Origin of the sequence: Streptosporangium sp. NPDC048047, from assembly GCF_040653115.1 — a bacterium.
In the GTDB taxonomy this organism is placed as follows: Bacteria; Actinomycetota; Actinomycetes; order Streptosporangiales; family Streptosporangiaceae; genus Streptosporangium.
The window spans coordinates 91,979-107,069 of record NZ_JBEZNH010000017.1 but is presented as its reverse complement, the minus strand read 5'-3'; the positions used below and the strand labels follow the sequence as shown (position 1 = coordinate 107,069).

The window sequence follows — 15,091 nt, the reverse complement described above, 5'->3', positions numbered from 1 at the left end:
CCCTGCCGTCTCCGGCGGCCTCCCCCGGATGCCTCACATGTTGATCATGTGGCCGGCGAGCCCGTGGACCGCCTCCTTGACCGCCTCGCTGAGCGTGGGGTGGGCGTGGACGTTGCGGGCCACCTCGTGGACCGTGAGGTCCCACTGCTGGGCCAGGGTCAGCTCGGGCAGCAGCTCGGTGACGTCCGGGCCGATCATGTGGGCGCCGATCAGCTCGCCGTACCGGGCGTCGCTGATGAGCTTGACGAACCCGGTGGCGTCGCCCAGGCCGTGGGCCTTGCCGTTGGCGGTGAAGGGGAACTTCGCGACCTTGACGTCGTAGCCCAGCTCCCGGGCCTGCGTCTCGGTGTAGCCGAAGCTGGCGACCTGCGGCTGGCAGTACGTCGCCCGCGGGATCATGACGTAGTCGAGCTCCATCGTCTCGGCGTCGCCGATGGTCTCCGCCGCGATGACGCCCATGGCCTCGGCCGTGTGCGCGAGCATCAGCTTGGCGGTCACGTCGCCGATGGCGAAGATGTGCGGCACGTTCGTACGGCACCGGCCGTCGATCTCGATGGCCCCGCGCTCGGTCAGCGCGACCCCGGTCCGCTCCAGCCCGTAGCCCTCGACGCGCGGCTGGAAGCCGATCGCCTGCATGACCTTGTCGGCCTCCAGGACCTGCTGCGAGCCGTCCCGCGAGACCGTCACGCGCACCTTGTCGCCCGACTCGTCGATGGACTCCACCCGCGTCGAGGTCAGCACCTCGATGCCGAGCCGCTTGTAGCGCTTGGCCAGCTCCGCCGAGACCTCCTCGTCCTCCAGCGGGACGATGCGGTCGAGGAACTCCACGATCGTCACCTTGACGCCGTAGTTGCGCATCACGTAGGCGAACTCGACACCGATCGCGCCCGCCCCGGCGATGATGATGCTCTCGGGGAGCTTCTCGGTGAGGATCTGCTCCTCGTAGGTCACGACCCGGTCGCTCACCGAGGTGCCCGGCAGCAGCCTCGTGGTCGCGCCGGCGGCGATGATGCAGTGGTCGAACGTCACCGTCTCGGTGCCGCCGTCGCTCTTGGCCACCTCGATCGTGTTGGCGTCGGTGAAGGTGCCGCGCCCGTCGTACTCGGTGATGCCGTTCTTCTTCATCAGGTAGTGGACGCCCTTGACGCGTCCGTCGGCCACCTTGCGGCTGCGCTGGAAGGCGGCGCCGTAGTCGAAGGTGACCTGGCCGTCGACCTGGATGCCGAACGTCTTGGCCTCGTGGGTGAACAGGTGGGCCAGTTCGGCGTTGCGCAGCAGGGCCTTGGAGGGGATGCACCCCACGTTGAGGCAGACACCGCCCCAGTACCGCTCCTCGACGATCGCGGTGCGGAGGCCCAGCTGGGCGGCCCGGACGGCGGCCACGTATCCGCCGGGGCCGGCACCGAGAACGACGACGTCATAGTGAGAGCTCATGAACCGGACAATAGTCAACGCTCCGACCGGATAACGCCGGGTGGTCGGACAGACCGGCGGAACCACATGCCCGCGGGCACCGGAACCGGCGGGCGTCCTCACTCCCGAGCACCGGAACCGCCGGCCGGTCCCGCCTGCCCGACGAGACCGGCCGGGTGGCATGTCGTCCGTCCACAGCCCGTCCACGGGCCTTCGACGGCCGCGGTAGACACGGTGGGCGCGGTGGGCACGGGACCGGCCGGGTCGCCTCTCCCCTCCGAAAGGAGACCCGGCCGGTCGTCACATACGGCGCGCGAGACGCTCACGCCCGGAGCGTCGCCTGTTCATGGGCATCGATCCTGTACGGGGTGTCAGCCCTTCTTGGCGCAGACCACGTAGACGGTGACCGTGGCGGAGGTGAAGGTCTGCGCGGCAAGGCCCTGCGCCTTGCCGCCGGCCCCCGGGGTGGGGTTGGGGGTGGAGGAGCTCTTGGCGGAGCCGGTGGAGTCGGCGGAGCTGCTCTTGGCGGACTCCTCGGAGCCGTTCCCGGAGAGGAAGAGGCCGGTCTTGTTGACCTTCGCCGTCCAGCCGTTCCCGCTGGGCATCGACGCCACGATCGAGAAGTTGTCGTTGCCGCTGATGGAGTAACCGCCGCCGGTGGCCAGCTCGCCGGTCTGGCAGCTCACCGAGACGGATCCGTCGCTCTTGAAGGTCTGGCTCTGGCTGCGGGTCGTGACCGCCGCCAGGCCGCCGTCCTGACCGTCCTTGCCGTCCTTGCCGGGCAGGCCCTGGGGGCCCTGCTTGCCGTCCTGCCCCGGCTTGCCGTCCTGGCCCGGCTTGCCCTGCGGGCCCTGCTCACCCTGCTTGCCGGGAGCGCCGTCCTTGCCCGGAAGACCGTCCTTGCCCGGAAGACCGCGCTCGCCCTGGAGGCCGCGGGGACCCTGGAGGCCGCGCTCACCGTGCTTGCCGGGAGCGCCATCCTTGCCGGGCAGGCCGTCCTTGCCAGGCAGACCCTGCTCGCCCTTGGCTCCGGGCGCACCCTCCTTGCCGGGGGTGCCCGGCTCGCCCTGCTTGCCCTGGAGGCCGCGCGGCCCCTGGGGACCCTGCGGACCGGCGGGACCGGGCCTGCCCTGCGGGCCCTGGGGACCCTGCGGGCCGGCGGTGCTCACGGTCTGGGAGCCGCCGCCCTCCCCGCCCCAGGTCACCCGGACCTCGGTGATCCGGCACCTGGCCGAGGCGTTGACGATGCGCGCGTAGCGCGTCTTCTTGTTCACGCACGCGTGGATCTCCTCGCCCGCCGAGGATGCGACGGCGCTGCCGCCACCGACCGTCAGCATCGTTCCGGCCAGCATTCCGACGGCCGTGACGGTGATCGCGCGCCTGCCCGGCAACTTGATAGCCACTGGGCTTCCTTTCTGCGACGCCAGGGACTGGCGTGATCTATGGATACGCCTGATACACGTTTGAACCGTTCCAAAAGATGACGTGGCAAACATCACAGTTCGGCATCACCGTATGTCGCCCACCGGCTACGGTCCGGCCTGGCCGCCGGGGCCGCGCCGCCGACGCGCCGTACGTCAGACTGGCGGCATGGTCTCCGCCCCCCAGGACCCGCGTCCCGGCGACCGGGCAGCCTCGGACCCGCCGGACACACCGGACACACCGGACCTGCGGAACGCACCGGACCTGCGGAACACGCCGGACCCGCGGGACACGCCGGGCTCGCCCGAGTACGCCGCCCGGCTCCGTCACGCGTGGCTGGTCTGCTCCGTGACCGGACTCGGCCTGGTGCTGATCGGCGTGGCGGGGAACACGCTCAACGTGGCGCTCCCCGAGGTTGTCGGGCACTTCCACGCCGACGCGTTCGCCGCGGGGTGGATCCTGCTGGCCTTCATGCTGGTCAACACCGCCAGTCTGGTGTTCTTCGGCCGGGTGGCCGACCTGCTCGGGCGCAGGGAGGTCTACCTGGCGGGCTTCGCGCTCTTCACCGCGGGGTCGCTGCTGGCCGGGCTCTCCCCGGGGGTGTGGTTCCTGATCGCCATGCGGGCCGTGCAGGCGATCGGGGCGTCGATGATCCTGGCCAACGGAACGGTGATCATCACCGCCGCCTTCCCGCCCGACCGGCTCAGCCAGGGCATGGGCGTCTACATCGGAACCCTCTCCGTCGCCCAGCTCGCCGGCCCCACGCTGGGCGGCCTGGTCGCCGAGACGGCGGGCTGGCGCTGGATCTTCTGGATGAACGTCCCCGCCGGCCTGCTCGCCCTCGTCTGGGGCTCGTTCGTGCTGCGCCGGGTCGCCCCCGGCCCCCGCGAGCCGGTGGACGCGGCCGGGAACCTGGTCGTCTTCGCCATGCTGTCGGCCGCGCTCGTCGCGCTGTCTGAGGCGGGGTCGCGCGGCCCGTCCAGCCCCGTCGCGCTCGCCGGCGCCGTCGTCGCGGTGGTCCTGGTGCCGGTGCTGGTGGCGGTGGAGCGCCGGGCCGCGCGGCCGGTGCTCGACGTCCGGCTGTTCGGTGAGCGCATGCTGGCCTTCGCCAACGCCGCCTCGTTCTGCAACGCGCTGGCCCGCGCGTCGCTCATCCTGCTGGCCGCCCTCTACTTCCGGGCCGCCAGGGACGCCGGGCCGATCACCGCCGCCCTGGCCGTGCTGCCGGTCCCGGTCGGCATGGCCGTCGCCTCACCGCTCGCCGGCGCCCTGGGCCGCCGGATCTCCCCGCACGCGCTGTCCGTCGGAGGGGCGCTGCTGAGCGCCGCCGGGCTCGCCGTACTGATGCCGTCCGCCGCGCCGGGCACGCCGTACTGGGTCGTGGGGGTGGGACTGTTCCTGTGCGGGTGCGGCAGCGGGACGTTCCTCACCGGCAACACCACCCAGGTCATGGCCGCGCTGCCGGCCGGCAACCTCGGCCTGGTGAACGGTTTCCGGCTCATGATCATGAACGTCGGGATCGTGCTCAGCGTCGCGCTCACGCTGAGCGTGCTGACCGGGCCGGTCAGCGCCGAGCTGCGCGACCGGGTGTACGCGGGCACGCTCTCCCGTGTCTCTCCCGCCGCCGTGGAGCAGTTGATGACCGGCTTCCGCAACACCTACGCCGTGCTGCTGGGCGTCGCGCTGTGCGGGGCCGCGTGCGCGGCGCTCGCCCGGCCGCGGCGGCGCGGCGGGAACGGCGGAGGGCCGTCCGGATCGTCCGGGGCGTACGGCACGTCCGGGACGTACGGCGCTCAGTCGCCGAGCCGGGCCGCCATCGACTCGATGCCGGACAGCAGCAGGTCCACGCCGAACGCGTCGTAGAGCTCGGCGTCGCCTCCCTCGGAGAGGGGTTCGGCCATCCGCACGATGGTCGGGTAGGCGTCCGGCGGAAGCGACTGGAAGCGGACGCGCTTGAGGCGGACGCGTTCCTCGCGCTCCTCGTCCGGCCTGTCCGGGAAGTGCTCCGTCGAGCCTCCGGCGAGGGCGATGGCCCCCTGGAGGATGTACCGGGTGATCAGGCAACTCTCCTGGGGGCCGAACCTGGCGCGCAGGGCCAGGCCGAGGGCGGTGTCCCACACCCGCAGGAAGGCCGGCACGTCCATCTTGTCGACCTCCTTCAGCACGTCCTCCGCGCAGGGGTGACGCCGCAGCACCCGGATCAGGCGGCCGACGAGTTCGCGGAGCTGCTCCTGCCACGCGCGGGAGCCGTCGTGGGTGATCTCGAAGCCCTCGACCAGGTGGTCGGCCATGCCGATCACCAGTTGCTCCTTGTTCTTGAAGTGCCAGTACAGCGCCATCGGCGTGACGCCCAGCTCCTGGGCGAGCCGCCGGATGGTGACCGCCTGAAGCCCTTCGGCGTCACCGATCTCCAGCGCCCGCTCGACGACCGCCTCACGCGTCAGTTTTCCCATCACGCTTGACAACTATACGCGGTACAGGTTCCACTATGCGCTGTACATGTACACCGTACAAGTACAGCGTAGAGGAGCTGACATGTCGCAAGACCGCAGGTGGTGGGCACTGGGGGCGATCTCCCTCGCCACCTTCATGACCTATCTGGACAACAACGTGGTCAACGTCGCGTTGCCGACGATCCAGCGGGACCTCTCACTGGACGTCTCGGGCCTGGAATGGGTCGTGAGCGTGTACGTCCTCGTCTCGGCCGGGTTGATGCTGGCCGGCGGACGGCTGGCCGACCTGTTCGGGCGGCGGCGGGTCTTCCTGATCGGCCTCACCGCCTTCACCCTGTCCTCCCTCGCCGCCGGCCTGGCCACGGACGGCGGCGTGCTGACCGCCACCCGGGTGCTCCAGGGCGTCGGCGCAGCCCTCCTGGCGCCCACCGCCCTCGCCCTGCTGACCACGGTCTTCCCCGATCCCAAAGAGCGCGCGAACGCGGTCGGCCTGTGGAGCGCGGTCGGCGCGCTGGCCATGGCCCTGGGGCCGCTGACCGGCGGGCTGATCAGCGAGCGGTGGCACTGGGGGTGGATCTTCCTGATCAACGTCCCGATCGGGATCGCGGCCTTCGGGCTCGGCCTGTGGGCCATCGCGGCCACCCCCCGGGATCCGGTACGGCGCCGCCTCGACCTGCCCGGCATCGTCACGTCGAGCCTGGCGATGGTCTCCCTGACGTACGCCCTCATCGAGGGCGGGAAGACCGGCTGGACCTCGCCGGAGATCCTCGGCGCGTTCGGCCTCGCGCTGGCATCGGCGCTGGTCTTCGTCACGGTCGAGCTCCGGACGTCCGAACCGATGATCGACCTGTCCCTGTTCCGGTCACGGGTGTTCAGCGGCGGCACCCTGGTGACGGGGCTGTGGTCGTTCGCGGTGTTCGGGATCTACTTCTTCACCGCGCTGTACCTGCAGAACGCGCTGGGATTCTCACCCACCGAGGCCGGGGCGTCGTTCGTGCCGATGGCGCTGGTCATGTCGGTGGTCGCGGCGGTCGCGCCCCGGGTCACCGTACGGCTCGGGACCGCGCGCACCGTGGCCGCGGGGATGCTGCTGATGGCCGTGGCGGTCTTCGGGATCTCCTTCATCGGGGAGGGCGGCTCGTTCGCCGACCTGCTGCCGTGGTTCGTGCTCTACGGGCTCGGCGCCGGACTGCTGGTGCCGCTGACCACCGCCATCCTGGGCACGCTGCCCGCCGGCCGCGCCGGGGTCGCCTCGGGGGCGCTGAACGTCTCCCGGCAGGTGTTCGGGCTGCTCGGCGTCACGGTCCTCGGCGCGATCCTCAGCACCCGGCAGGGCTCGCTTCTCGCGGACGGCGCCACCCCGGCGGCGGCCTTCCTGGACGCCTACGGGTACGCGCTGGTGGTGTCGGCGGCGATCGTGCTGGCCGGCGTGCCGATCGGCCTTTTCGCCCTGCGGACGGCCCGGCCCTCCGTCCCCGGAGCCGAGCCCGCCGGGGCCACCGGACCCCGGGCCGTCGCCTCCGGATCCGAGCCCGCGGAAGCCACCGGATCCCGGACCGAAGCGGAGACGGCGACCGGAGCCGTGCCCGGGGCCGAGCCCGCCGGAACCTTGGCCGGAGCCGGAACGGTGTCCGGAGCCGAGCCCGCCGGAGCCGAGCCCGCCGGGGCCGGAGTCGGAGCCGGAGCCGGAGCCGGAGCCGAGCCCGCCGGGACCGCGAACGCCGGGGCGCCGATCGGGTAGGGCGCGGCACGCCGGATCAGCGTGCCTCCCCTTTTTTCGCGACAGGGCGCACATAATTAAGACGAACAGCCTGGTCAGGGCGATGATCCGGGCGCTCTCGCCCGGATCGCCCGGGGCCCGGGCCGTGGATCCACGCCATGGCGGAGACCCGCGGAGCGCGGCCCCGGCGAAGCACCCTCCACCGTCACCCGTGCCGTGCCCGGCGGAAGCACTCCACCGGCACGGGCACCCGTCCGGGCAGGAGGATCGCATGCGTCTCGTCGTCGGCGCCGGGGTGGCCGCCGCCTTCCTGGCGGTCCCGGCCGTCGTGGCCTGGCCCGGCACCGCCCCGGTCGCCGGCGCACTCGCACCCGGCTCCGCGGCTGTTCCCGCCCCCAGCCCCGGAGCGCTCGCGAACCGCCCGGGAGCACTCGCAAACCGCCCGGGAACGCTCACGAACCGTTCGAGAGCGCTCACGAACCCCGGCGCCGGTCCCGGCGCGGGCCGGCGTCCGGGCACCGGCCCCGGTGCCCGGAGGAGTGAAACCCCTCGCGTCGGCACGGGCGCCGGTGTGAGCGCCGATCCGGGCATGAGCTCAAGCGCGAGCGCCACCCCGAGCGCCGGTCCCAGTGCCAGTGCCAGTCCGAGCGCCAATGCCAGTGCCAGTGCCAGTACCAGTGCCAGCCCTAGTCCGAGCGCCAGTGCCAGTGCCAGTGCGAGCGCCACCGCCACGGCCACGGCCAGCGCCACGAGCACGGCCTACGTCAGGGCGCGGATCGACCAGACGGTGTCCACACCGTTCACCGGGGGACGCAACCACATCCCCAGGCTGTTGAGGAAGGTCCCATCGCTCCGGGTCCTGCCCTTCGACCCCCGTCAGGCAAGCAGCGTCCGGATATTCGTGCACTGTCCCAAGACGGCGAACCACGCGCTCATCGGCTCGACCGCCTTCAACCTGAAGGGGTCACGCCGGATCTACCGGGAGGTCGGACTGGGCCTGTCGAACAGAGGTCTGGGACACCGCGCCGCCCAGATCTCCTACTACGCCCTGCCGGGCTTCCACGAGGTCTGCCTGAAGTGCGTGAAGGTCACGATGAACCTCAGGACCCGCATCAGGCACATCCGGGTGGTCGGCCGGGACTCGGCGCCCCTGATCCTCCGCAGGTTCAGCATCTGGCAGTTCTTCGATCCGTGTCTCCGGCTCGTCCGGTGCGCCGCCGACCCGAAACCTCCGGCGGGCCGGCACCTCTCCTGACGCCCGGCGCCTCCCGGAGCGGTGAACCCGGAAGCCGTCAGCCGGGCGGGCCGCACCGCACGGACGGGACCCGGCGGCGCGCCCGTACAACGGTACGGAGGCGCGGCCGGATCCGAGGGCGCGACTGTACGGCGGTGCGGCCATATGACGGTGCGGAGTCCGGCGATGCGGCCGTGCGCCGGGACCCTACGCGTCTCGGCGCCGGAACGAGACGATCGCGACGCAGAGCGCGGCGACGGTCCACCCGGTGACGACGACCCACCTCCCCCCTGTGCCCAGCACCCCGCCGACGTCCGCGCCGCCGCCGGGCCACAGACCGGCGGTGCCGGGCAGGTACGCGGCGAGTGCGGTCCGGCCGTCCAGATAGGGGCCGACGACGAAGTAGTGCCCGAGGAGCACCGTGACGGCCGGAATCGTCCCGCGCGTCAACGTCGCGACGGCGGAGGAGAGCAGCACGGTGAGGACGAGGTAAGCGGTCGCCCCCGCCACGGCCCGGACCGCTCCCGGCACGTCCACCGGCACGGCGGCGCCGTACGGCGGAGCATGCGCGGCGTGGGCGGCGAGGACGCCGGACGCGGCGGTCGCCACGGCGACGGGAAGGGCCGTCACGGCGAGGGCCGCCGCCTTCGCGAGCTGCGCCTCGACCCGGCGGGGGACGCACGTCAACGTCGTCCTGATCTGCCCGCCCCGGTACTCGGAGGCGGCGGCGAGGACGCCGAGGACGACGAACCCGGCCTGCGCGTATCCGACCGGGGCCAGACCCGCGTCCTGACCCGTGCCGGGCCCGCCTCCTCCCCGGGCGGCGGCCGAGACGTACGCGACCGCGAGGAGCGGGGTGGCCGCCCAGGTGACCGAGGCCGTCAGGTACAGCGCCGGGAGGGTGAGGAGCTTCAGGACCTCCGCGTGGAACGTGCGGGCCGCGGCGCGCGAGCCGGACACACCTGATATTCCGGACACGCCCGATGGATCAGGCCTGCCGGACATCTCGGATCCACCTGATCCACCGGATCCGCCCGATCCACCCGAAGGATCAGCCGAGCCGGACCTGCCGGAAGGGCCCGGCTCCGGAAACCGGCCGGCGGCGGTCACGCGTCCCTCCGGAGGAAGACGGCGGCGGCGACACCGAGCAGCGCGAGGGTCCAGGCGGCCATGACGGCGCCGCCGACGAGGGGCGTGATCTCCACGGACGACCGGAACGTCCGGATGAACATCCGTGCCCCGGCCATGTCGGGCAGGTAGTTCGCCAGAGGTGTGACCCGGGTCAGCAGGTAGGTGACGCTGACGACGGAGGTGTTCAGGATGAGCACGACGAGGGGCACCACGCCGCCGCGGGTGAGGAGGGCGAGGCCGTGGGCGAGCAGCGCGGTCAGCACCCAGTAGGCGACCACGCCGAGGGCACGCGGCGCGTCCGCGAGGACGAGCGGCGCCGCGGGTCCTCCGGACGCGGCCCGGCTGACGGCGAGCGTGGCCGCCGTGGAGACGGCGGCGAGGACGGCGGCGGACAACGCCAGAGCGCCCGCCTTCGCGGCGAGGAACCCGACGCGGGACGGCACCGCGGTCAGGCTCGCCGTGATCTGCCGGCTGCCCGCCGAGTCCCCTCCCTCGGCGAAGTACTCGCTGCTCGCCGCGACGACCCCGAGGATGATCACGCCGATGACGCCGAAGGCCAGTTCCTGGAACCCGGCGTCGACGCCGGCCGGGTCGGAGCCCCCCGCGGCCCGGCCGAAGTTCCGTGCCCCGGCGTTGAGGGCCGCGATGGCGAAGGGAACGACCAGGCCGACCACGACCGCCACCCACGCCGACGGGATCCCGGAGAGCTTGCGGAGTTCCGCGTGGAGCGCTCTCACGGCCGGCCCCCGTACCCGGCTCGGAGATCCGCGCCCGAGGTGAGGGCGAAGAACGCGTCCTCAAGGCTGCGGTGGGCGCCGGTGACCTCGGCGAGGGTGCCGAGCCCCACGACACGTCCGCGGTCGATGACCACGACGTCGTCGACGGTCTCGGCCAGTTCGCCGATGAGGTGGCTGGACAGCAGCACGGTCCCGCCGGCCGCGGCGCGGTCCCGGAGGAGCCCGCGGAGCGCGCGGATGCCCTCGGGGTCGAGCCCGTTGACCGGCTCGTCGAGCACCAGCACCGGCGGATCGCCCAGCAGGGCCGCCGCGAGGGCGAGGCGCCGGCCCATCCCGAGCGAGTAGCCGCCCACACGCCGCCCGGCGGCCTCGGTGAGACCGACGAGGTCGAGGACCTCGTCCACCCGGGCACGGGGCAGCCCGTTGGAGGCGGCGATCCAGCGCAGGTGCCCGCGGCCGGTGCGGGAGCGGTGCGCGCCGCTGCCGTCGAGCACCGCGCCCACCGTCGTCAGGGGCCGGCGCAACCGGGCGAACGGCCGCCCCGCCACGAGGGCGACCCCGGCGTCGGGGCGGTCCAAGCCGAGGAGGATGCGCAGGGTGGACGACTTCCCGGCCCCGTTCGGGCCGAGGAACCCGGTCACCCGTCCGGGGCGGGCCTCGAAGCCGACCTCGGTGAGGACCCGCTTGCTCCCCCGCCGTTTGCTGACCTGGTCGATCGTGATCATGTGTCTCCCGTCGTCGCCGGATCGTCGCCGTCCCTGGGCTCCGTTCCGTGGACCCCCGACACGGCGGGGATCCACGGAACCCAGCCAACGGCCCCCACCCGGGTGGGCGCATCGGTCCCGGAGCGGGCCCGCCGGGACGGGCTCGGCCCACGGAACGTCAGACCCCGGTCCGATGCCGCCGGGGCGGGCGAACCGTAGGATCGGGGCGATGAACACTCCGGGACGGCCGGTGTGGCGGTCACGTGTGCGATATCTCGCCGGGACGGCTTTCGCCGTACTGGCCGTGGCCCTCCTCGCGGTCGGGGCGAGAGGGCCCCTCGCGGTCGTCATGCCCCTGGTGATCACGGTGACGGCGTTCGGCGTCGCGGTGTGGGCCGTCCGCCGGGGCCGCGCCGAGCGCGCCGCCCACGAGGCCCGGCTCACGGAGTGGGCGGCATCCGAGGCGGTGCTGGTCGAACGGCTGCGCGTCGCCCGCGACCTGCACGACATCGTCTCCCACGGCCTCGGGTTCGTCACCGTCCGCGCCGCCGCGGCCCGGCACGTCATCGACGCCGGTGACACCGCCCGTCACGCGGCCCGTGGTGCGGTCCATGACACCACCGGTGACGCGGCCCGTGGCACCGCCTGTGGCACCGCCTGTGGCACCGCCTGTGGCGTCGCCGCCCGCGAGGCGCGGGAGGCTCTGGCTGACATCGAGGAGGCGAGCCGGCACGCCACCACCGAGCTGCGCCGCATGCTCGCCGTACTCCGCCGGACCGACGGGCCCGAGACCCTCGACCCCGTGGAGGACCTGAGCCGGGTCCCCGGGATCGTCCGGGCCGCGCGGCTCGCCGGGCTGCGCGTCCGGCTCGACCTCGAACCGGTCGGGGAGGTGTCGCCGGGCGTCCAGCTGGCGGTGTGCAAGGTGATCCGTGAGTCCCTCGACAACGCCGCGCGGCACGCCGGCCCCACCGATGTCCGGGTGCGTCTCCGCCGCGACGCGGGCACCGTCGTCGTCACCGTCGACGACGACGGACCCATCGGCCACTGGACGGCCAGGCCCGGCGCCGGTCACGGCCTGCTCGGGCTGAACGAGCGGGTGTCCGCGCTCGGCGGCGTCCTCGGAGCGGAGCGCGCCGGGCACGGTTTCCACGTCACCGCCCGCATCCCGGACGGAGAGGCGACGTGATGCCGGGCGAGAAGGCGGCATGACCACGGACGGAGAGGCGACGTGATGCCGGGCGAGAAGGCGGCATGGCCACGGACGGAGAGACGGCGTGATGCCGGGCGAAGAGGCGGCATGACCGCGAACGAAGGCGGCGTGACCGCGGGAGGAGAGGCGACGTGATCCCTGGCGAGGAGGCGGCATGACCGCGGACGGCGGTGACCCCCCGATCCGGGTCGTGCTCGTCGACGACCAGCCGCTCCTCCGGCGCAGCCTCGCCATGGTCATCGACCACGACCCCGGCCTCACGGTCGTGGGCCAGGCCGACGACGGCGTCGGCGCGCTCACCGCCGTCCGGGCCGCCCGCCCCGACGTCGTGCTGATGGACGTGCGGATGCCCGTGCTCGACGGCATCCAGGCCACCCGCCGGATATGCGCCGACCCGCTTCTGACGGCGACCCGGGTCCTCGTGCTCAGCATGTTCGAACTCGACGAGTACGTCCACGAGGCCCTCCGCGCCGGGGCGTCCGGGTTCCTCCTCAAGGACATCCAGCCCGGCGAGCTCATCGCCGCGATCCGGCGCGCCCACTCCGGCGAGGCGCTCTTCGCCCCCTCGATCCTCACCAGGCTCGTCGAGCACTACCTGAGGACGCCGGCCGTCCGCGAGCAGGCGCCGGTCGGCGCGCTCACCGCCAGGGAGGTCGAGATACTCGCGCTCATCGGCGCAGGGCTCTCCAACGGGGAGATCGCGGACCACCTCACGATCTCCGTCAAGACCGTGAAGACCCACATCTCCCACCTGCTCGCCAAGCTCGGCGCGCGGGACCGGGTCCACCTCGTCATCGCCGCCTACGATCACGGGCTCGTGACCCCCCGCGCCGGAGCCTGACCCCTCCGCGGACGGGCGTGAGGCCGAGGCGACTCCTCTGCCGCACCGCTCCCGTCCCCGGGACGGTGGCCTGTGTCCCACCGGTCACCGTCCCGGGGACGGGCATGATGGGGGCGTGCCACCTCACAAGCCCGATCCCGCCAAGGTACGCGCCGCGTTGGACGCCCAGCTCTCCGCGCTCGACGAGCCGCCCTACGACGGGCCGGAGAGCCCCGCGGCGCTGCTGGCCGCGTGCGTGCCGGTGGTGCTGCGGGCCTACGACCGCGGTCTGCGGCCCGAGCGGGAGATCGCGCGGCTGGCCGTACGGCACCTGCTGGACCGGCTGGCGGCGGAGGCTCCCGGGCGGACCGTCGAGGTGCGGGTCCCGCCGTACGCCGCCGTGCAGTGCGTGGAAGGACCCCGGCACACCCGCGGCACCCCGCCGAACGTGATCGAGACCGACGCGCGGACCTGGCTGGAGCTCGCCACCGGACGGGCGACATGGGCCGAGGCCATGGCCGCCGGGAAGGTCTCCGCGAGCGGGGCCAGGGCCGACCTGTCGGCGCATCTCCCGGTGTCCTGACGGGTCGCACGGCGGTCACGGCGTCGCGGCCACCTCACGGCCGTCACAGTCACCTCGCGACCGCCACGGCCACCTCACGACCGTCACAGCCATCTCACGACCGTCACGGCCATGTCACGGCTGTCACAGTCATCTCACGGCCGCCACGGTCACCTCACGACCGCCACGGTCGCCTCATGGCCGCCGTCCGGTGGTCACGGCGTGCTCACCTGGATGCCGAGCCGGTCCTCGATGCACTGCCGCTGGAGTTCCGGTGGCAGGTTCGCGCAGTCACCGACCTTGCTGTAGAGCCAGCTCAGGAGGATCACAGCGATGATCAGGGTCAGCGCGCTCAGGATGATGCCCGCCCAGGCGCGGCCTCGGCCGGAGTTCTTCGCCACCGCGACGATGCCGATCACCAGTCCGACCACGGCCGTCAGCACGCCCAGGCCGCACACCAGGAGCAGGAAGAGGCTCACGATGCCGAGCACGAGCGCGGCGGTGCCGAGCCCCGTCTTCGGCTTCTCCGGCGCCCACTGACCTCCGGGATACGCCGGGTAGGGCGTCGATCCCGGGTAGGCGCCGCCCGTCCCGTACGGCTCGCCGCCGCCCGCGGCCGGATAGGCCGATGTCTCCCCCGCGCCTCTCTCCGGGTAGCCGGAAACCCCTTGGTACGGCGGGGCTCCCTGGTACGGCGGGGCCCCCTGGTAGGGCGGAGTCCCCTCGTGCGGCGGAGCGCCTTCGTACGGCCCGCCGCCCGGCGGGGGTGCGGCGCTCCGGCCCGGCTCCTCGTCCGGTGGCGGTGGCACGGCCCGGCCGGGTTCACCCGCTCCACCCTGTCCGCCCGCTCCGCCCTGTCCGCCTGCTCCGCCCTGCCCTGCGCTCTCACCCGGTTCACCGGCTCTGCTCGGCTCGTTCACTCCGCCCGGTCCTCCTGTTCCACCCGCCTCGGCACGCCCACCCGGCCGCTCCGGCTCATCCCACTCACCCGGCCGTTCCGCTCCGCCCGGTCGTTCCGTCCCGCCCGGTCTTTCCTCCCCGCCCGGCGGGGGTTCGAAGCGGGAGGGCTGCGCGGCGACCGGCGGCGCGCCCGGCTCGCCGAACGGCTCGTGGGCCGTCCCCTCGGGCGCGCTCTCCCACCCGGGGTAGGCGGACGGGGTGGAACCCGGCACCACATAGGGAGTCTCCGGCCGCTCGGTCTCCGGCCCTTCGGGCTCGGGTCGTCCGGTCTCGGGCCGTTCGGGCTCCGGCCGTCCGGTCTCGGGTCGTCCGGGCTCCGGCCGTTCGCTCCCGGGCCGTTCGGGCTCCGGCCGCTCGGGCGGGACGTCAGGCGGCCCACCCGGCGCGGCGGCGCCCTCCGGCTCCGAGCGGATCGGCTCGGGGACCTCCGGGGCGGCGGGCACGTCCGGGTGACCCGGCAGCGTGGGCTCCGAGGGGGTGGAGACCGGCGGCCACCCGGTGTCCTCGTCGGGGACGTCCGGTTCCGGAGAACGCGGCCGGGTCTCCTCCGGGCCCTCCTCCTCCGGCTCCCGCCGGGGGTCGGGCCGGTGCGGATCCTCAGGTGTTGTCACGTCTCTTCTCCCGACGCTAGATATGCCGGATACCTCACACTCCCCCCGGCCTGTGCCCCGAAACAGTCCGACACGGCAAACGGCAGATCATAGTTCGGCCAAGGCCGGACG

The 15,091-nt window shown here is 73.3% G+C and carries 13 protein-coding genes; 6 read left to right on the top strand and 7 right to left on the bottom strand.

The window, feature by feature from the left end; genetic code table 11:
- Positions 1 to 33 precede the first annotated feature (33 nt).
- Both lpdA and AB0D67_RS17570 read right to left on the bottom strand, forming a co-directional pair.
- Positions 34 to 1,434: a dihydrolipoyl dehydrogenase gene (gene lpdA, locus AB0D67_RS17575; protein WP_362935944.1), complete on the bottom strand. Its 1,401-nt coding sequence runs from the start codon at positions 1,432 to 1,434 to the stop codon at positions 34 to 36.
- 350 nt (positions 1,435 to 1,784) lie between these two features.
- A complete protein-coding gene (locus tag AB0D67_RS17570; protein WP_362935941.1) occupies positions 1,785 to 2,816 on the bottom strand; it encodes a hypothetical protein in 1,032 nt (343 codons plus the stop codon).
- Positions 2,817 to 3,003: 187 nt separating this feature from the next.
- Here AB0D67_RS17570 and AB0D67_RS17565 point away from each other — a divergent pair, with 187 nt between their 5' ends.
- Positions 3,004 to 4,698, top strand: coding sequence for an MFS transporter (locus AB0D67_RS17565; RefSeq protein WP_362935938.1), 1,695 nt, complete (start codon positions 3,004 to 3,006; stop codon positions 4,696 to 4,698).
- Here AB0D67_RS17565 and AB0D67_RS17560 read toward each other — a convergent pair.
- Complete coding sequence (locus AB0D67_RS17560; protein WP_362936014.1) at positions 4,629 to 5,288, bottom strand: TetR family transcriptional regulator; 660 nt, start codon at positions 5,286 to 5,288, stop codon at positions 4,629 to 4,631. The genes AB0D67_RS17565 and AB0D67_RS17560 overlap by 70 nt on opposite strands.
- Positions 5,289 to 5,370: 82 nt before the next feature.
- Between AB0D67_RS17560 and AB0D67_RS17555 the strand changes: the two genes are divergently transcribed.
- Both AB0D67_RS17555 and AB0D67_RS17550 read left to right on the top strand, forming a co-directional pair.
- The gene (locus AB0D67_RS17555) at positions 5,371 to 7,029 is read left to right on the top strand and encodes a DHA2 family efflux MFS transporter permease subunit (protein WP_362935935.1); all 1,659 of its coding nucleotides are present in this window, start codon (positions 5,371 to 5,373) and stop codon (positions 7,027 to 7,029) included.
- Positions 7,030 to 7,795: 766 nt separating this feature from the next.
- The gene (locus AB0D67_RS17550; RefSeq protein ID WP_362935932.1) at positions 7,796 to 8,263 is read left to right on the top strand and encodes a hypothetical protein; all 468 of its coding nucleotides are present in this window, start codon (positions 7,796 to 7,798) and stop codon (positions 8,261 to 8,263) included.
- A 186-nt stretch (positions 8,264 to 8,449) separates the two neighbouring features.
- On the opposite strand, the gene AB0D67_RS17545 is transcribed toward AB0D67_RS17550, so the two are convergent.
- From AB0D67_RS17545 to AB0D67_RS17535, 3 genes are all read right to left on the bottom strand, one after another.
- A complete protein-coding gene (locus AB0D67_RS17545) occupies positions 8,450 to 9,202 on the bottom strand; it encodes a hypothetical protein (protein WP_362935929.1) in 753 nt (250 codons plus the stop codon).
- 146 nt (positions 9,203 to 9,348) lie between these two features.
- Complete coding sequence (locus AB0D67_RS17540; protein ID WP_362935926.1) at positions 9,349 to 10,110, bottom strand: ABC transporter permease; 762 nt, start codon at positions 10,108 to 10,110, stop codon at positions 9,349 to 9,351.
- Complete coding sequence (locus AB0D67_RS17535; RefSeq protein ID WP_362935923.1) at positions 10,107 to 10,835, bottom strand: ATP-binding cassette domain-containing protein; 729 nt, start codon at positions 10,833 to 10,835, stop codon at positions 10,107 to 10,109. Before AB0D67_RS17535 ends, AB0D67_RS17540 begins: the two co-directional genes overlap by 4 nt.
- Before the next feature lie 208 nt (positions 10,836 to 11,043).
- On the opposite strand from AB0D67_RS17535, the gene AB0D67_RS17530 reads away from it, so the two are divergent.
- The 3 genes from AB0D67_RS17530 (at position 11,044) to AB0D67_RS17520 (ending at position 13,430) form a co-directional block, all read left to right on the top strand.
- The gene (locus tag AB0D67_RS17530) at positions 11,044 to 12,003 is read left to right on the top strand and encodes a histidine kinase (RefSeq protein WP_362935920.1); all 960 of its coding nucleotides are present in this window, start codon (positions 11,044 to 11,046) and stop codon (positions 12,001 to 12,003) included.
- Positions 12,004 to 12,181: 178 nt separating this feature from the next.
- Positions 12,182 to 12,868: a response regulator transcription factor gene (locus tag AB0D67_RS17525; protein WP_362935917.1), complete on the top strand. Its 687-nt coding sequence runs from the start codon at positions 12,182 to 12,184 to the stop codon at positions 12,866 to 12,868.
- Between the two features lie 115 nt (positions 12,869 to 12,983).
- Positions 12,984 to 13,430 (top strand): sterol carrier family protein, encoded by a 447-nt coding sequence (locus tag AB0D67_RS17520; RefSeq protein WP_362935914.1) that lies wholly within the window; start codon positions 12,984 to 12,986, stop codon positions 13,428 to 13,430.
- 194 nt (positions 13,431 to 13,624) lie between these two features.
- Here the strand turns inward: AB0D67_RS17520 and AB0D67_RS17515 are convergent, their stop codons facing one another.
- Entirely contained in the window at positions 13,625 to 14,980 is a 1,356-nt protein-coding gene (locus tag AB0D67_RS17515; protein WP_362935911.1) for a hypothetical protein, read from the bottom strand.
- Positions 14,981 to 15,091: the final 111 nt, after the last annotated feature.